Raw genomic sequence first — 17,133 nt, 5'->3', positions numbered from 1 at the left:
GACGCCACTTACAGGGCTTTGTCCGTGGCATTGGGCAGGGGGGGTCGCGCGCTGTTCTACCTGGAGGTGCCACCACCGCTCTTCGGCCGGATCGCCGACGGCATCGCGGCGGCCGGCCGGGCCGAGGGCGCCAAGATCATGGTCGAGAAGCCCTTCGGCAAGGACCTCGACAGCGCCCGCGCGCTCAACGCCACCATGCACCGCCACTTCCCCGAGGACTCGATCTACCGCGTCGACCACTGGCTCGGCCTCGACCCGGTCGAGAACGTCCTGTTCGCCCGGTTCGCCAACTCGGTGATCGAGCCGCTGCTCAACCGCACCCACGTCGAGTCCGTGCAGATCACCATGGCGGAGGCGTTCGACGTCTCCGACCGCGGGCGCTTCTACGACCGCACCGGCGCCGTCCGCGACGTGATCCAGAACCACATGCTCCAGGTGCTGGCCACCGTCCTGGCCGACCCGCCCTCCGGGCCGGGGCTGTCGGCATGGCGGGACGCCAAGGCCGAGGTGGTCTCCTCGCTGCGGCCGCTCACCCCCGACCACATCGTGCGCGGGCAGTACGAGGGCTACCTGGACGTGGACGGGGTCGACCCGAAGTCTACCGTCGAGACGTACGCCGCGATCCGGCTGGCCGCCGACTCCTGGCGCTGGGCCGACGTACCGATCCTCATCCGGGCCGGAAAGTGCCTCCCGGTGACCGCCACCGAGGTCAGTATCCGGTTCCGCCGCGCCCCGCACGACGTGTTCGGCCTGCGCCCGGCGCCCGCGACGAACCGGCTGCGGTTTCGCATCTGGCCCGAGACCGCGGTCGCGCTGACCCTCGCGGGCAAGACACCGGGCGGCGGCTGGCAGGCCAAGCACGAGGAGCTGGCCTTCAGCGAGGTCCCGGGATCGGACATGCGTCCCTACGACAGGCTGATCGGCGCCGCGCTTGACGGCGACCGCTGGCTCTTCGCCCGGCAGGACACGGTGGAGTCCGCCTGGCGGATCGTCGACCCGGTGCTGGACGACGTCGTTCCGGTCCGTCCGTACGCCAGGGGCACCTGGGGCCCGAAGGAGGCGGACGCCCTGCTGCCGAACGGCGACACCTGGGACGACCCGGCCGGCTGAGCACACCGCCGACCGGCCGGTGCGACCGCTCGCGTGCCGCACCGGCCGGTGCGCCGCCGCGCCCGCGCCCGTTCTTGGGCCCGGGCCCGGCGGCAACCGGATGAACGGCGCAACGACCCTCGCGCTGCTCCTGCCGCCCGCACCGGAAGGATGTTCAGCTGGGTGGATGGATCTGGTCCATCTGAGACTGGTGACGCCGCCCGCCCTCACCGAGCGGACGCTCGCGTTGCTGACCGCCGACCGCCACGTCCTCAACCTGGTGGTGCTGGAATCCGCGGCCCGCGCGCCGGACGGCGACGTCGTCGAGTGCGATGTGGTGAAGGGCCCCGCGAACGAGCTGCTGCGCCACCTGCGGGACCTCGGAGTCGACCGGCAGGGTGCGATCGCGATCGAGGACGTCGGGCTGCTGTTCTCGCACCGGGCCGAGCGGCTCGAAGCCGACGAGCCGATTCTGCTGGCCCACGCGCCGTTCTGGGCCTCCGTCGAGGCCGGCATTCGCGCCGGGGGCACCTACCAGCCCTCCTTCTACCTGCTGCTGGTGATCGCCGGCCTGATCGGCGCGGTCGGCATCATGACGAACTCCCAGATCCTCATCGTGGCGGCGATGGTGGTGGGCCCCGAGTACGGCGCCATCACCAGCGTCGCGCTGGGCCTGGAACGGGGTAACCGGCGCCGGGTGGGGCAGGGGGTACGAGCGTTGATGCTCGGCTTTCCACTGGCCATCGCGGTCAGTTTCGCTTTCGCCGCACTGGCCCGGGGAGCCGACCTGCAGTCCAAGGCGTTCCAGGCCGGCCTGCGACCGGTGTCGAACCTGATCGACACCCCGAACGCCTTCTCGCTCGTGGTCGCCGTCCTCGCCGGAATCGTCGGCATCGTGTCCCTCACCGAAGCCCGGAGCAGCGCGCTGCTCGGCGTCTTCATCTCCGTGACCACGATTCCCGCCGCCTCGGACGTGGCCGTCTCGCTGGCCTTCGCGGACTGGCACGAGGCATGGGGTTCCCTGCTCCAACTCCTGCTCAACGTGGTCGTCCTGGTGGTGGTGGGAGTACTGGCCCTCCGGGCGCAGCGCCGGGCCTGGGGCCGGGTGATCCGGCGTACCGGGGGTGGCGCCCCGGGCGGCAGGAGCCGGCGCGGCGGGGGATAGTGGTGTCCGGGGGTTCCGTCCGACAGGTCATCGCCGAGGACAAGCCCCGGGGACAAGCCCCCGGGGGACGCCGAGCACAAGCGGAGACACCATGGACCGCTACCCGCCCATCGCCGACCACGGCCTCGTGGGAGATCTGCAGACCGCCGCCCTGGTGTCGGCCGGGGGAGTCGTCGACTGGTTCGCGGCTCCCCGGTTCGACTCCCCGAGCATCTTCGCGGCCCTGCTCGACCACGACCGCGGCGGCTACTTCCGGTTCTCACCCGAGCATCCGGACGCCACCTGCAAGCAGATCTACTACCCCGACACGGCCGTGCTGGTCACCCGTTTCATGTCACCCGACGGCGTCGGCGAGGTCGTCGACTGCATGGCACCCGACACGTCGCTCACACCGACCGACCGGCACACGCTGATCCGGGTCGTGCGGGCGGTCCGGGGGAGCGTCCGCGTCGTCCTGGAGTGCCGGCCGCGGTTCGACTACGGCCGGGCGGACCACGAGCTCCAGCTGGAGCCCGGCGCCGCCGTCTTCCGGGCACCCGGGCAGGTCGCGTACCTCCAGTCCACGTTCCCCGTGACCCGGGACGGTCGGGACGTCCGCGGGGAGATCGCCCTCGACGCCGGGCAGGAGGCGGCCGCGGTCTTCACCGTGTGCGGCCCGGACGGCGAGCCGCCGGCCCCGTTCCACCCGGCCGAGCTGGCCGACCGGATCACCGCCATCGGCGAATGGTGGCAGGAGTGGCTGCGCGGCTCCCGGTACCGCGGTCGCTGGCCCATCATGGTCAACCGGTCCGCCATCACCCTCAAGCTCCTCACCTACCACCCGACCGGTGCGCCGATCGCCGCCGCCACGATGGGGCTGCCCGAGCAGATAGGCGGCGAGCGCAACTGGGACTACCGCTACACCTGGGTCCGCGACGGCTCCCTGTCCGTACGCGCCCTCCTGGACCTCGGCTTCACCGAGGAGGCGACCCGGTTCGTGAACTGGCTGGGCACCCGGCTGCACGAACGCGCGGACCTGCCCGGAGAGCGGTTGCAGATCATGTACCGGGTGGACGGCGACCCGGACATCCCCGAGGAGATCCTCGGTCACTTCGAGGGCTACCGCGGCTCCGCGCCGGTCCGGGCCGGGAACGCCGCGATGGACCAGTTGCAGCTGGACATCTACGGCGAGGCGCTGTACGCCCTGTCCGAGATCCGCGAGGTGGGCAGCCGGACGGACTACCACGGCTGGAAGGTGCTCTCCTCGGCGATGGACTGGCTCGCGGACTCGTGGGACCGCCCGGACGAGGGCATCTGGGAGACCCGCGGCGGGCGCAAGGACTTCTCCTACAGCCGGGTGATGTGCTGGGCCGCCCTCGACCGCGGCCTGAAGCTCGCGCACGAGTTCAGCCGCCCCGCCGACATCGACCGCTGGCGCAAGGCCCGCGACGCGATCATCGAGCAGGTGATGGAACGCGGCTGGAGCACCAAGCTCAACGCCCTGGTCCAGCACTACGAGGAGGACGTCCTGGACGCCTCGCTGCTGCTCGTGCCCCGCGTCGGCTTCCTCGCGCCGCAGAGCGCCAGCTGGCTCTCCACGCTGGACGCGATGGACCGCACCCTCGTCTCGGACAGCCTGGTGTACCGCTACGACCCGGCGGCCTCCCCAGACGGACTGCGCGGATCCGAGGGCACGTTCAGTCTCTGCAGCTTCCTGTACGTCGACGCGCTGGCCCGGGCGGGCCGGGTCCGCCAGGCGCGGTACGCCTTCGAGAAGATGCACACCTACGCCAACCACGTCGGACTGTTCGCCGAGGAGATCGGCCCGAGCGGCGAGCAACTGGGCAACTTCCCCCAGGCGTTCACCCACCTGGCACTGATCATGGCGGCCACCACGCTGGACGAGGCGCTGGACAAGGCCCGGAACCGCTGACAGTCGCACCGCACCGCACCCGGAGGGCCGGGCCGACGCCGTGGTACCGGCTCGGCACGGGGCCGGGTGGCCCGGCCGATCCCCGTCCGGACGGGGGCCGGCCGGGCCTCGGTCTCACCCGCCGTACGCCGCGTCGATGTGGGCGAGCACGGGGGCGGCGCCGTCCTCCGCGGCGATGCGGCGGGCGAGTTCGACTGCGCGGCGGTGGTGGCCCGGCTCGGTCACGCAGGCGGTGATCGCGTCGGCGAGGGCCTCGGCGGCGAGCCCCTCGAACGGCAGGGGCCGGGGAGCGACCCCCAGCCGGTGCAGCCGGGCCGCCCAGAACGGCTGGTCGGCCATGACGGGTACCGGGACGGCGGGCACCCCGGCCCGCAGACCGGCACCGGTGGTGCCCGCCCCGGCGTGGTGCACGACGGCGGCGGTCTGCGGGAAGAGCCAGTCGTGCGGGACGTCCCCGATGGCGAGGACGTCGTCGCCACCGCCGCCCAGTCCGGCCCACCCCGCCTGGACCACCGCGCGCACACCCGCCCGCTTCACCGCAGCGGCCACCAGGTCGCTCAACCGTTCCCCGTGACCCGGTGCCATGCTGCCGAACCCGATGAACACCGGCGGCGGACCGGCCTGGAGGAAGTCGGCCAACTCGGCCGGGGGCCGCCAGCCGTCCGGCCGGGCCGGCCACCAGTAGCCCGTCACCTCGGCCTGCGACGGCCAGTCGGCCGGGCGCGGCACCACCGACGGGCTGAAGCCGGCGAAGACCGGCCGGATGCCCGCAGCCGGTCCCGCCGGTGGTCCCGCCGATGGACCCGCCGGTGGTCCTGCGAGTGGTTCCGCCGGTGCGACTGCGGGCAGGCCGAGGCGGGCACGCAGCCGGGCCACGGCACCGGCGAAGAGCCGGTCCCGGCGCCCCACCACCTCCAGGCCCGCGGCCAGGTTGCCCTCCGGCCCCAGGTCGTCGGTACCCGGCGTGCCGGGCAGGGGGAACTCCCTGGTGGCGAGCGCCGGTGTGAGGTGGGTGCCGATGACGGGGACGCCGAGGGCCTCGCCGACGACGTGGCCGAGCGGTGCGGGGGCGAAGGCGGTCAGCACCAGGTCGGTGCCGTCGGCCACGGCCTCCGCCACGCCGTCGGCGAGCCCGTCCACGTAGGCCCGGTTCAGCGCCCGGACCTCCTGCGGGGAGGCCGCCCGGGACCAGGACCGGATCAGGTCCTGCGGGTCCCCCGGCAGGGGCCGATGGCCGAGGCCGCACCCGCCGACGAGGGCGGCGAAGGACGGATGAGCGGCCACGGTGACCTCGTGACCGGCGTCCAGCAGACGCCGTCCCAGGCCGGTGAACGGCGCGACGTCTCCCCGCGATCCGGCAGTGATGATCAGAATCCGCATGCGGTGATTCTCCTCGACGGACGCCGCCCCGATCACCGACACCGGGCGCGCACCCGAAGACCGGCCTGAACCACCCCCGCGAACGGCCCGAACCACCCGTGAGCGCCCTTGGACGACTCGCGAACGGCCCGAACCACCCGCGAACGGCTGTGGACCACCCGCGACCGGCCGCGAGCAGCCGCGACCGGCCGTCAAGAGGCCCCGGCCGTCCGGTCGGTGGGACCTCCGTACGGCCGGGGCGCCCCGCTACCTGGTGCAGGTCCGGTCCCCGTTCGGCAGCCTGCCCCCTGCCAGATAGGCGTTGACCGTGTCGTCCACGCACGCGTTGCCGTACAGGCCGTAGAGCGCGTGCCGGTTGGCGCCCTCCAGCGTCAGCAGCCGGGAGGCGGGCAGCAGCCCGTGCAGCGCGACGCTGTCCCGGTAGGTGGTGCGCGGGTCGCCGGTCGCGGCGACGATCAGCACCTTGGCGTCGCGCCGCACTTCGGTGCGGGCCTCGCGCGGGCGGTCCCAGAAGGCGCACGGGTTGATGTTGTGGACCATCGGGCCGAACAGCGGGTGCTCGGCCCGGCTGCGCTCGATCTCCCGCCAGTACGCCTCGGGGTCGCGCGGCGCAGGGGCGTCCGCACAGATGACCGCCTGCTGGGAGCTGCCGGTCGGCGACGCGTCCCCGCTGAACGCGAACCGCAGCGTGGCGGTGAACGCCGCCGACGGCCGGGTCGGCCGCCCCGCCGCCGCCTCGGCGAGCACCGCGATCTGCTCCGCCAGGCCCCCGCGCGCGGCGTCGGTGTCGTCCGCGAGTCCGGCGAAGAGCAGGAAGGGTACCCGGGTGTCGTCGAGCAGGAACGTGTCGGTCCCGCTGCCGACGGCCAGCGGGGCGCGCGCCGACGCCTCGACGAGCCGCCGGATGCCCGCCGTCACCTCGTCCGCGGTCCGGCCGAGCCCGTAGGTGTCGTGGCGGACCGCCGTCCAGGCCGCCCAGCCGGCGAGCGCCTGCTCGTTCTCCGCCAGCAGGTTCGGCAGCAGTACCGGCCCGTACGTGCGCGGGTCGAGCGCCCCGTCGAGGACCACCCGGTCGTAGCGGCCTGGGAACATCTGGGTGAACACCGTGCCCAGGTAGGTCCCGTACGAGACCCCCAGGTAGGAGATCTTCCGCTCGCCGAGCGCGCCGCGGATGACGTCCATGTCGCGGGCCGTGTTGCGGGTGCTCGCGTGCGGCAGCAGCGGTCCGGCCGCCGCCCGGCACTTGGCGGCCAGGTCCTTCTGGAGGGCGACCTGCCGCTCGAAGCTCGCCCGGCTCAGGCCCGCCGAGACGAGGTTGGTGCCGACCGGCCAGCCGCAGTCCAGCGGGGTGCTGCGGCCGACGAATCGCGGGTCCATGCCGATGATGTCGTAGCGCGCGGCGGTCTCCTTGAGCGCCGCACGGACGCGCGGCGGGCTCCCGAGGGTCTGGCCGCCCGGACCGCCGTCGTTGAGCAGCAGCGGGCCGATCCGGTGGCGGGTGTCGGTGGCCTTGATCCGGGAGATCGCGACGGTGATGGTGCGGCCCCGGAGGTCACCGTAGTCGAGCGGCACGGTCACGTCGGCACAGGTCGCGCCCGCCTGCTCCAGGCCGGCGCCGACCTGGTCGTCCGGGCCCTGGACGCAGCTGCGCCAGTCGAGGACCTGGTCGTAGTAGCGCTCCAGGCCCGGGGTGGTGGAGGCGGCGAGGTCCGGCGAGGCGTCACCGGAAGCGGACACGGACGTGGACGCGGAGGTGTCGGCGGCGACGCCGCCGGGAGCGGCGGGCGCGGCCCGGGCCACCGGGGTGACCGCCAACACCGGGGCGGCCACGGCCACGGCGAGCGCCGTGATCCGCGGCGTCGGTCGGCGTCGGCCCCGGAGGCGTCCGGGCCAAGGGAATTGATGGTCTGTCATGGTGTCGACGCTAGGAACCTGTCACCCGAAGATCACGACAGCACACCCCCGGAGACCGCCGGGGGACATCCCGACCCGCCACGTTCCCTTTCGGGCAGGAGGAACCGGCCGCGCGGACCGGACACGGCCCCCGCACCCCCCGCCCGCGGACGGGACCCGGCCGACCGGCCCGTCCCGACGGTCGGCGGCACACGACCTCTGGGCTAAGATCACGCAGCCCGTACGGGCACGCATCAGCGGGGGGACAGGGGCGGGGGACGAGCAGGTGACCGACGATTCCGTGGTGGCCGACACCGGCACGAAGGGCGCGGCCGGCCAGGTCGTGACGGCGCTGGTACTGGTGGGGGGCGCCATCGCCCTCGTGTGGGGGCTGGGCGGGGTCGGCGACTCCCCGGCGCGGGACGAGAAGCCCGCCGCGTGCAACGCGGCCAAGGAGACGGACGCGCCCGAGTACCCGGCGCTGTGCGCCGCGCTCAACCGCCCCGACCTGCCGACGCTGCTCGGCACGCCGACCGAGCACGTCTCGGTCGCGCAGTCCGGGGGCGGGCCCTTCACCTTCCCGGACGGGACGAAGATGTACGACGCCTCGGCACAGGTGCAGCTCGGCCCCGTCAACGTGCGCATCACGGACAACCGCAACCTCTCGGTCCAGGACGTCGCGTCGTTCGCGAAACCGCCGGCCCTGCCGACCTCGGTGCTCGGGCGTGCCGCGGCGACCTACGCGGACCACACGATGGCGATCGCCTTCAGCACCAACGGCAAGTCCACCAGCGGGCCCGGCGGCATCGCGCGGCACCTCGTCGTCGCCAAGGACCCCAAGGCCGGCGGCGGCTCCTTCGAGCTCACCATCTGGCGCCAGGACACCGCGCTCCCGGACGAGACGGCCCTGTTCCGGATCGCCGAGCAGGTGCTGCCCACGGTCCGGGGGTGGGTCGCGGGGGAGGCGTAGCGCACCCCGGCCCGGGTGCGCTGCGCCCGGCTGACCGTCGGCCGCTCAGCGCCGCCTCGTCAGGCGGTCCACGACGGTCTGGCCGCGGGTCGTCTGCCAGCGTGACCGCGCCTGACGAATGACCGTGTCCCACTCCTGGCGGACCTCGTTGTCCGGAGGGCGCTCGCCGCGCCCGATCCTGTCGAGCTCGTCCTGCACCTCCCTGCCGAGCGCTGCCGAGCCCACGGTCGCGAACATGGCCCCGAACAGGGCCGAGAGCATGGCGAAGACCGCCCCGATCGCGCCGTAGCGGTTCGTGTAGGAGTTGAAGAGGTGCGGCAGGTAGACGGTCAGGGCCACCGAGTAGCCGGACAGCAGAACCGCCCCGATGAGCCCGAACGGCAGAAGGCGGAGTCGTGGAATCCGGCCGGCGGACAGGAGCCGACCGCTCCAGATGAGAAGGGCCGCCGTCAGCGGCGCCTCCACGACGGCTGCTCCGAGTCCCAGCGGTTTGCGGCCGATGGCCGCCTGGACCCAGCCGCTCAGCGTGGCGTACACGGCCAGCACGGCGATCCACTTCAGGCCGTTCACCGTGTTGCGGACACTCAACGGCTGTAGTTCCCAGCCCTGTTCGAAGAGCCTCTGGGCAGCCCGCGCGAAACTCAGTACCGAGACGAGTAGGAAGGCGACCCCGAAGAGTCCCACCGAGCTCCAGTCGCTCGACGAGGAGAACAGGTGGCGTACGGCTTCGGCGCCGTCCCCGGTGAGGTCGTAGCGGTCGACGATGCGGTCGGCGACGTCCTTGCCGCTCAGGCGGACCACGAGACCGCTGAGGAGGATGGCCAACGGCACCAGCGCCGTCAGTGCGGCGGAGGCCAGGGCCATCGAGCGGTCGAAGCCGACGAGTCGCTGGAACCGGCCGACCACGCGCAGCGCGAACGCCGGGCGGAGCCAGAAGGTCGCCCACCGCAGGACGGTCTCGCGGCTGATCCGTGTCGTTTTGGCCCTCCGGTGTTCGGTGGCGGGTGTTGCCGAGGGAAGCCGGGCGGGTGCGGCGGGTGCCCGGACGGGACCCTCGGGCCGGAACGGCGGACCGCCGCCGGAGCGATCCTCTCGCGGCGGGTCCTGACCGGGGCCCGCAACCCGCCGGGTGAGTGCCGCCGTCTGCTCACACTGGGCGGTGATCTCGCCCCGCAGGGAGTCGAGTCTGCCTGCGGCGGGCCGGTCGACGGACTCCCGGGGCGGCCGACGGACCCGGGCGGCCGACGGAGCTCCCGGGCCCGGCCCGCTGCGACGCCGAGGGCGCCGTGACGGTTGCGGGGACACGAGGCCCGGTGTCCTGCCCGTGTCCCCGCCCGTTGCCCCCGCCCGGTGTCCCTGTGTGGCTCCCGCCCTCGGCGATGTGCCACCGGGGCCGGTGGGTCCGGGGGAGCGCACCAGGGCGGGCGCGGGCGGCCCGGCTCAGGAGGCGAGCGGGCCCCCGGACTGCGGCGGGCCCGGCACGAGCGGGCCGGTGACCTGCTTGGTGTCGTCGTCGTCCGAGGTGACCGCCGTGGTGATCGAGCTGGTTCCCCCGGCGATCACGCCGATCAGGATGAACGCGACCAGCAGGCCGCGCCCGGCCCCGCTGAGGACCAGCGGGCGGGTCGCCGAGACCGGGCCGCCCGGCACCGAACCCGGCTCCTCGCCGAACAGCCGCTTCGGGTAGGCGGAGGTGAGCATCAGCAGGTACGCCATGTAGCGCATCCGGTAGCGCAGGATCGCGGCCGTCGCCTCGAACAGCGGTTGCGGCATCCGGCCCAGGATCAGCACCACCAGCCAGCTGATGAAGGAGACCGTCCACCACCCGGCGTACAGCACGCCCTGGATGATCATCGCCGGGATCGCCAGCACGATCCGGAAGAACACCGCGAGCCGGTTCAGCTCACCGGGCCGCAACTCCACCCGGACCGGATGGTCGGGCGTGTGGAACGCGAACGGCGGATAGCGGTCGTGGGTGAGCAGCAGATAGGCGTTGACCCGCGTCTCGTACGGGACGAAGCCGGTCAGGTAGTCGGAGGCGAAGACGGGCAGCCGGCCCAGGACCAGGGCGCCGAACCAGCCCAGTACGGCGATGAAGAAGGCCACCACCGACAGCACCCAGACCACCACGAACTGGGGGATCAGCAGGATGATCCGCAGGGCCACGGTGAGCCGGTTCTGCGTCCCCGGTGCGGGCATGTCCAGCACGGGCAGCCACTCCGTCTCGAACGGTGCGGGTGCGGGTGCGGGGGGAGCCTGCCACATCCGGGCCTCCAGGTCTCGACGCCAGGCACGGTGGTGAACCGGCCGTGTGCTCCGAAGATCGCAGCCGACCACCGCCTCCGCGCGCTGCGCTGCGCCGGCCGGGGGAGCGGGCGGGCGTCGATGTGTGCACGTCCGGCCTCGGCGCGATCCCGCAAGAACTCCGTACGGTCGGAGTCCGCCCAAGGCGGAGCAGTTTCGGGCATCGCGTCGTACGGCGGGGCACCGGACGGCAGGATCACCCCGGGGTAGGACCATCCGAAGGCGGCCGACCGCGCCGTCCGCGTGTCATGCCTCGGCCATGCAGCGCTCACGTGCGGGGGTGCCCGGTTGCCGGCGAACGACGGCCATGACGGCCATGACGGTCACAGCCACGACGGTCACAGCCACGACGGTCACTGCCACGACGGCTACGACGGTCATGACGGCTACGACGGTCACAGCGGTCACCACGACGGGTTCGACGTCCGCCGGGCCGAGCTCGACGGTGATGACGACTGCGAAGGCGACGGTCTCCACGGCTTCGGAACGGACCACGACGACCTCTCCGACTTCGACGCCTTCCTCCGGGTCTCGGCCGAGCTGACCGGCTTCGACGAGGCCGAGCTGCGCGCCACGGGAATGGCCCGCGAACACCACCGCACCCTGCTGGACCGCCGCGTCCGGGACGAACACGCCCTGATCCAGCTCTGGTACCTGGGCGCCTGGCCGGGTGAGCCGCCCTCCTCGGCCCGCGCCCACGACCAGGGGCTTACGTGGCGTACCTTCCACGGCGCCGCCCCCGGCCCCACCACCGCCTCTGCTCCCCCCGCCCCCGCTACGGATGTGGACGCCACCCCTGCCGGCACGCCCGCAACAGGCGCAGCACCCGGCCCACGAGCACCCGGCCCACGGGCGGCGGGCCGGGAGCCGGGTCAGGAGGGTTGAGGTTGACCTCGGGTCAGGGTGGAAGCTCGTCGCAGCGGCACGAAGCCGCTCCGAGCACAGCGGATCTGAAGGAGCACCATGTCCATCACCCTTTCCGGTCAGGGGCAGGATCGCCCGGAGTTGCAGAAGATGATCGAGGAGATCGTCGAGTCCGGGTTCGTCGGAGTACAGCTGCGGGTGAACGACGAGCAGGGCGAGTGGGTCGGCAGCGCCGGGGTGCGCGAGCTGGGCCGCAGTGCCAGGACGCTGACCGACGGGCACTTCCGGATCGGCAGCACCACCAAGAACTTCGTCGCGACCTCGGTGCTCCTCCTGGTGGCCGAGGGCAGGATCGGTCTGGACACGCCGGCCGACGACTACGTCCCCGGGTTCGGGCTGGACCGGCGGATCACGGTGCGGATGCTGCTCCAGCACACCAGCGGGATCTTCAACCACACCGGCGAGCTCAACGAGGACGGGACGTTCGAGCCGGGAGTTCCCTGGCGGGGCAAGGAGTGGGTGGAGAACCGGTTCAGGACCTACCAGCCCGAGGAGCTGGTGCGGCTGTCGTTGTCCAAGCCCGCGCGGTTCGCGCCCGGGACGCGCTGGAGCTACGCCAACACCAACTACGTGCTGCTCCGGCTGGTGGTCGAGAAGGTCAGCGGCCGTCCGTTCGCCGAGGAGCTGCGCCGGCTGGTCCTGGCGCCGCTGGGGCTGACCGGAACCGTGGCGCCGGGCACCTCGCCGGAGATCCCGGAGCCGCACAACCACTGCTACTACCGCTATGACGACGCCGGGCAGGAGAGGACGGTCGACATCACCCGGGAGAACCCCTCGTGGATTTCGGCGGGTGGCGACATGATCTCGACCACTCGGGACCTGCACACGTACTTCTCCGCGTTGATGGGCGGCAGGCTCCTGCCGGCCGGGCTGCTGGCCGAGATGCGCACGCCGGAGGCGACGGTCGGCTACGGCCTGGGGGTGTTCGCGCAGGACCTGGGCGCGGGCGCCGGTACCGTCTTCCACCACAACGGCGGCATGGCGGGCAGCGGGGCGCTGATGTACAGCTCGCCCGACGGCGGCAGGACCCTGACCGCCGGGCTGACCTGTGTGGGCGACGCCGACCTGTCGATCGCCGCGGCGTTCCAGAAAGCCCAACAGAGGCTCGTCAACGAGGTGTTCCGCGGCGGGCAGGCCGGTCCGGCCCAGCCGGCGGAGTGACCACCTGCGACGCGCACGCCAACAGGAGCGGGGACCGCCTCCGCAGCCGCATCGGACGGTGTGCGTTGTCGCGGAGTCAGAGCACGAGGCAGGCTGGGGAGATGAAGAGCGGAATCACGATCGGGCAGGCGGCGGCGTTCGTCGGCGTCACGGTGAAGACGGTGCGGCACTACCACAGGCTCGGTCTGGTCGAGGAGCCGCAACGCGACGGCTCCGGATACCGGCGGTACGGATCGGACGAGTTGCTGCGGCTCGTCCAGGTCCGGACACTGGCCACCGCCGGCGTACCGTTGGCCGAGATCGGGCCCCTGCTCGACGCCGACGCCGATCGGTTCGCGTCCTCCCTCGCGGACGTCGAGCGGCGGCTGACCGACCGGATCGCGGAGTTGACCGCGCGTCGTGACACGCTGCACCGGCTCGCCGACGGCGACCGCGCCCTGCTGCCCGACCGCGCCTGCGCGGTCCTGGACCGAATGTCCGGCCTCGGCTTCGATCCCGAGTACGTGGCCGGGCAACGCGAGGCCCTGGTGCTGATCCGGGCACTGGTGCCGGAAGGCTTCGACGGCTTCCTGACCCAGCTCGAACACTCCCTCGGCGACCCCGCGTACATCGACCTGGCCAAGCGCGGCTGGGAGGCGGAGGCCTGGGACCCGGACGACCCGAGGATCGAGGAACTCGCGACCGCCATGGCCGAGCACTACCTCGCCAACCACGCGCGGCTGGAGAACCCCACCAGCCGGCAGGCCTGGGCGAACGCCTCCGCCCAGTACCGGCTGATCAACGACCACCGCATGGACCAGGCACCGATCGCGGCCCGGCTGACCGCACTCACGGAGGCGAAACTCCGCTCCGCTGGGGTACCCGTCCCCCACCGGTGACGGGAGCCGGATGCCTCGGCAGGGCCGGATCGAGCAGGTCCTAGTGCAGGTCGGCGTCGAAGGCACCGTCGGAGTGCAGGGCGAGGCCGGCCCCGGGAAGCCGAGGAGACGCCGGGTGAGCGGGAGCCGGGTCCCGCGGACCTCGTACCGCCCACCCGCGGGGTGATCGTCGGGTGCCGTCCGAGGTCCGTACTCCCTGCTGCTCCGGCCGCTCCTGCACTCCCGCTACGGAACTCCCGCCTCCGTACTCCCGTTGCGGCACTCCCGTTACGGAACTCCCGCCTCCGTACTCCCGTTGCGGCACTCCCGTTACGGAACTCCCGCCTCCGTACTCCCGTTGCGGCACTCCCGCTACCGCTCGGCCAGTGGGAGCGCCGGGAAGGTGTGGTTCTGCCAGAGCAGCCGGGAGGTCTCCTCCGGGTAGGCCGTGACGGCCGGTCGTGCGTCGAAGAGCTGGACGAGGCGTTGCCGGACGTCGTAGGCGGGCCACCCGGGGTCGCCGTCGGCGGCGAAGGCCGTCCATGCGGTGCGGATCCGTGCGGACAGCTCCTCCGCCTCGGGGGAGGGGTCCTCGCCGATCAGCAGGGCGGGCTGCCCGCTGCTCAGGTTGCCGAACACGAGCGGCACGTCCAGGCCGTGGCAGGCACCGAGCGCACCCCCCAAGCCCGGGGCGGGCCAGGTCAGCTCGTAGACGTGGGTCCGGCCGCCGGCGGTGGTGTGCGCCTGCGCGAGTCGGAGGGTCGGCATCCGGAACAGCCAGTCGGCGTTGACCAGTTCGTACAGCTCCTCCGGGCCTGCCGACGGGAAGCCCTCGCGGTACCGCTGCGCGCCGTCCGGGCCGGGGGCGAGGGTGCGCAGGGCGGTGTCGGCCTGCTCCTGCGTCACCTGGCCGAGCACGCCGTCGATCAGGCTGAACAGCCGGTGCTCGTCACGGACGTGGCCGACGAGGAGATCGACGTCCCGGGCGGCGCCGTCGGCCAGTGCCTGCCAGGGCGTGGTCGGCAGGACGTCGCCGTCGACGACGGGCGCGAACGGGATCGGCCGGTACGCGATCGGCCCCCAGCGTTCCCGCCACTGCTCGATCTTCGCGGACACCGCGTCACCCGCGGCGGGCAGCTGGGACGGGGCCACCGTGGACAGGTCGGCCACCGTGGGCCGCAGCCCCAGCTCGGTGGCGCAGGCGGTGGCGATGTCGGCGGCCAGTTCGGGCGAGAAGAACGTCCCCGGCAGGCTCTGCGCGACGGCCCGGCGGAACAACCCGGCCGCCCGGGGCATGGCCAGCAGCGCGGCGACCGATCCGCCGCCCGCCGACTGGCCGAAGACCGTGACCCGGTCCGGGTCGCCGCCGAAGGCCCGGATGTTCTCGCGCACCCACCGCAGGGCGGCGACCTGGTCGAGCAGGCCCCGGTTCGCGGGGGCGCCCTCGATCTGCGCGAAGCCCTCCAGGCCCAGGCGGTAGTTGAGGGTCACGACGACGACACCGCCGGCGGCCAGGCGGCCGCCGTCGAACTCCGGGAGGCTGGACGTGCCGATCACGTACGCGCCGCCGGGGATCCACACCATGACGGGGAGACCCGCCCCCGGGACCGGCTCGGGCGACCAGACGTTGACCGTCAACCAGTCGTCACCCGCCGCCTCCTGCGACAGCGCTTCCATGCCGAAGACCCCGGCCTGCGGCGGCGGTGGCCCGTACGACACGGCCGCCCGCACCCCCGCCCAGCCCCGTACCGGCCGGGGTTCGGCGAAACGGAGCGCACCGACCGGTGGCTCGGCGTACGGGATGCCCCGGAAGACCGCCAGGCCGGCCTCGCGGCTGCCGCGCAGGGCACCGGCCGCCGTACGGACTTCGGGTGCGGCCTCGGACGGCCTCGGTGCGGTGGCGGTCACTGCGGGTTTCCTCTCCGGCAGGTGGAGCGGCCACGTCGCCGCCCGGCCCCGCAAGGGACCGGGAGCGCATCGTCCGGAAGCCGCCGGAGGTCATGCGGCAGCTCGGCCGGATCCGTCCCGAGGACGGTACCGTCCCGGGTCCGTTCGTCGGAAGCGGATTAGCCCGGCGGTGGGCCCCGGCGGTGGGCCCGCCGCGAGGGCCGGCGCTTCCTCGGCGCAGGGCCCGGGCAGCGGGCTCGACGTCTGCTGCCCGGGCCCGGGTGGTGCCGTCCCCTGTGACGGGACGGCACCACGACGACCCGCGCCGGCCGGGCCGGGACCGGCAGGGCGGGGCCCCGGGCTCAGGTCACTTGCACTGCCCGCTGCGCGGTCCGGTCACGGTGTTGCCGGACTGCTGCAGGGTGGGTGCGTTGCCCGCGCAGCGCAGCGGCGCCCCGACCTGGTTGCCCTCGAACTCCGGGACCAGGTCCTCGGGGAGCAGGCCGCTGCCGCTGTTGTCGTTGATCCTCACCGGCGCGGACATCGTGTTGGACGAAACCTTCAGGCCGCCGGTGTTGCGCTCCAGGGTCAACGGGGCATTGAAGGCGTTGCCCGCGCAGTCCGTCCCCTCGCCGCCGCCCAGCAGCACGAAGCCGCTGGTGCCCGTGAGGGTCACCGGCGCGGCGAGGGCCGAGTGGCAGACGGTGACCGCGAGGGCGCCGTTCGCGGCCACCGGGCCGTTGATCTGCGCACCCGACACCGCCAGCGCTCCGCCGGGCCGCACCTCCACCGGGCCGTTCTGCCGACCGCCGGGAGCGATGCACAGCGACTGGCCGGCGGCCACGGTCAGCGGGCCGTCGTGGTCCGTGGTGCACGGCCCGCTGAAGCCGACGGTGACGTCGGTGGGCGCGGCCGTGGCGCCCGCCGTGAAGGCGGGGTCGCCGTCGTAGGTGGCGGTGATCGGGTGCGCCCCGGGCTGGAACTTGCCGGTGGTGAAGGTCGCCCTGCCGCCGTCGAGCGGCACGGTCGCCAGCATGGCCGTCCCGTCGGAGAAGGTGACCGACCCGGTCGGGGTGCCCGCGCCCGCGCCGGTCGGGGCCACGGTGGCCGTCACCTGGACGGAGTGGCCGAACAGCGGGGTCGCGGTGTCCGCGCCGAGCGTGACCGAAGTCCCGTACCGGAAGGTGATGACGGCCTTGCCGTTGCCGTGGTTGACGCCCTGGAGGAGCGAGACGTCGGTCGCCGACGGCACCGCGTAGCTGCTGCCGCCGCCACCGCCGGCGCCCGGGAAGTAGCCCGGGTTGCCGCCGCCGGAGCCGCCGCCACCGCCGTGCCAGCCTCCGCCGCCACCGCCGCCGCCCGGGCCGCCCCCACCACCGTTGCCGCCCGTGCCGCCGCTGCCGGGGTTGGGCTCGCTGGTGATGGGGTCGAGGTCGATGCCGGGGGTGCCCGGCCCGCCGTTCAGGGTGTTGGGGTTGCCGTGGCCGGCCGCGGTCCGGCTGCCGCCGGCGCCCGCGAGGCCGGAGCCCAGCGGGCCGTTGCTCTGGCCGCCGTCCTGGCCGGTCTCGCCGCCGCCCGCGCCGCCCCGGAG

Annotated in this window: 13 protein-coding genes; 7 read left to right on the top strand and 6 right to left on the bottom strand. The window is 73.5% G+C overall.

Annotation, left to right across the window (positions count from 1 at the left end; translation table 11 throughout):
• Positions 1-24 precede the first annotated feature (24 nt).
• The 3 genes from ACFC1F_RS37780 to ACFC1F_RS37770 all read left to right on the top strand — a co-directional run bounded on the left by ACFC1F_RS37780 (position 25) and on the right by ACFC1F_RS37770 (position 4,166).
• Positions 25-1,110 (top strand): glucose-6-phosphate dehydrogenase, encoded by a 1,086-nt coding sequence (locus ACFC1F_RS37780; RefSeq protein ID WP_376165446.1) that lies wholly within the window; start codon positions 25-27, stop codon positions 1,108-1,110.
• 166 nt (positions 1,111-1,276) lie between these two features.
• Positions 1,277-2,254 carry a DUF389 domain-containing protein gene (locus tag ACFC1F_RS37775; protein WP_209417021.1) on the top strand — a complete coding sequence of 326 codons (978 nt, stop codon included), beginning with the start codon at positions 1,277-1,279 and terminating at the stop codon, positions 2,252-2,254.
• Positions 2,255-2,345: 91 nt separating this feature from the next.
• Positions 2,346-4,166 (top strand): glycoside hydrolase family 15 protein, encoded by a 1,821-nt coding sequence (locus tag ACFC1F_RS37770; protein ID WP_376165444.1) that lies wholly within the window; start codon positions 2,346-2,348, stop codon positions 4,164-4,166.
• Positions 4,167-4,280: 114 nt separating this feature from the next.
• Here ACFC1F_RS37770 and ACFC1F_RS37765 read toward each other — a convergent pair whose 3' ends face one another.
• Positions 4,281-5,546 (bottom strand): glycosyltransferase, encoded by a 1,266-nt coding sequence (locus ACFC1F_RS37765; protein WP_376165442.1) that lies wholly within the window; start codon positions 5,544-5,546, stop codon positions 4,281-4,283.
• Between the two features lie 246 nt (positions 5,547-5,792).
• Positions 5,793-7,460 carry an alpha/beta fold hydrolase gene (locus ACFC1F_RS37760; RefSeq protein WP_376165440.1) on the bottom strand — a complete coding sequence of 556 codons (1,668 nt, stop codon included), beginning with the start codon at positions 7,458-7,460 and terminating at the stop codon, positions 5,793-5,795.
• A gap of 265 nt (positions 7,461-7,725) precedes the next feature.
• On the opposite strand from ACFC1F_RS37760, the gene ACFC1F_RS37755 reads away from it, so the two are divergent.
• Positions 7,726-8,409, top strand: coding sequence for a DUF6215 domain-containing protein (locus tag ACFC1F_RS37755; protein ID WP_376165438.1), 684 nt, complete (start codon positions 7,726-7,728; stop codon positions 8,407-8,409).
• Between the two features lie 45 nt (positions 8,410-8,454).
• Here the strand turns inward: ACFC1F_RS37755 and ACFC1F_RS37750 are convergent, their stop codons facing one another.
• Entirely contained in the window at positions 8,455-9,315 is an 861-nt protein-coding gene (locus ACFC1F_RS37750) for a hypothetical protein (protein ID WP_376165436.1), read from the bottom strand.
• 534 nt (positions 9,316-9,849) lie between these two features.
• The gene (locus tag ACFC1F_RS37745) at positions 9,850-10,674 is read right to left on the bottom strand and encodes a DUF4389 domain-containing protein (RefSeq protein WP_376165434.1); all 825 of its coding nucleotides are present in this window, start codon (positions 10,672-10,674) and stop codon (positions 9,850-9,852) included.
• A gap of 327 nt (positions 10,675-11,001) precedes the next feature.
• Between ACFC1F_RS37745 and ACFC1F_RS37740 the strand changes: the two genes are divergently transcribed.
• From ACFC1F_RS37740 to ACFC1F_RS37730, 3 genes are all read left to right on the top strand, one after another.
• Positions 11,002-11,598 (top strand): hypothetical protein, encoded by a 597-nt coding sequence (locus ACFC1F_RS37740; protein ID WP_376165432.1) that lies wholly within the window; start codon positions 11,002-11,004, stop codon positions 11,596-11,598.
• 78 nt (positions 11,599-11,676) lie between these two features.
• Positions 11,677-12,798 (top strand): serine hydrolase domain-containing protein, encoded by a 1,122-nt coding sequence (locus ACFC1F_RS37735; RefSeq protein ID WP_376165430.1) that lies wholly within the window; start codon positions 11,677-11,679, stop codon positions 12,796-12,798.
• 101 nt (positions 12,799-12,899) lie between these two features.
• The gene (locus ACFC1F_RS37730) at positions 12,900-13,676 is read left to right on the top strand and encodes a MerR family transcriptional regulator (RefSeq protein ID WP_376165428.1); all 777 of its coding nucleotides are present in this window, start codon (positions 12,900-12,902) and stop codon (positions 13,674-13,676) included.
• 351 nt (positions 13,677-14,027) lie between these two features.
• Here the strand turns inward: ACFC1F_RS37730 and ACFC1F_RS37725 are convergent, their stop codons facing one another.
• Together ACFC1F_RS37725 and ACFC1F_RS37720 are read right to left on the bottom strand one after the other, a co-directional pair.
• Positions 14,028-15,563: a carboxylesterase/lipase family protein gene (locus ACFC1F_RS37725; protein WP_376165426.1), complete on the bottom strand. Its 1,536-nt coding sequence runs from the start codon at positions 15,561-15,563 to the stop codon at positions 14,028-14,030.
• Positions 15,564-15,909: 346 nt separating this feature from the next.
• A partial coding sequence (locus ACFC1F_RS37720; RefSeq protein WP_376165424.1) for an Ig-like domain-containing protein occupies positions 15,910-17,133 on the bottom strand: 1,224 nt, incomplete at its 5' end.

Source organism: Kitasatospora sp. NPDC056181 (genome assembly GCF_042266225.1).
In the GTDB taxonomy this organism is placed as follows: domain Bacteria; phylum Actinomycetota; class Actinomycetes; order Streptomycetales; family Streptomycetaceae; genus Kitasatospora.
This window is presented reverse-complemented; position numbering and strand designations above follow the sequence as displayed.

What these genes read in the sequence shown, in the direction of transcription:
- ACFC1F_RS37775 (WP_209417021.1), top strand. Translation starts at nt 1,277, where the DNA reads ATGGATCTGGTCCATCTGAGACTGGTGACGCCGCCCGCCCTCACCGAG.
- ACFC1F_RS37745 (WP_376165434.1), bottom strand. Translation starts at nt 10,674, where the DNA reads ATGTGGCAGGCTCCCCCCGCACCCGCACCCGCACCGTTCGAGACGGAG.
- ACFC1F_RS37735 (WP_376165430.1), top strand. Translation starts at nt 11,677, where the DNA reads ATGTCCATCACCCTTTCCGGTCAGGGGCAGGATCGCCCGGAGTTGCAG.
- ACFC1F_RS37760 (WP_376165440.1), bottom strand. Translation starts at nt 7,460, where the DNA reads ATGACAGACCATCAATTCCCTTGGCCCGGACGCCTCCGGGGCCGACGC.
- ACFC1F_RS37770 (WP_376165444.1), top strand. Translation starts at nt 2,346, where the DNA reads ATGGACCGCTACCCGCCCATCGCCGACCACGGCCTCGTGGGAGATCTG.
- ACFC1F_RS37730 (WP_376165428.1), top strand. Translation starts at nt 12,900, where the DNA reads ATGAAGAGCGGAATCACGATCGGGCAGGCGGCGGCGTTCGTCGGCGTC.
- ACFC1F_RS37765 (WP_376165442.1), bottom strand. Translation starts at nt 5,546, where the DNA reads ATGCGGATTCTGATCATCACTGCCGGATCGCGGGGAGACGTCGCGCCG.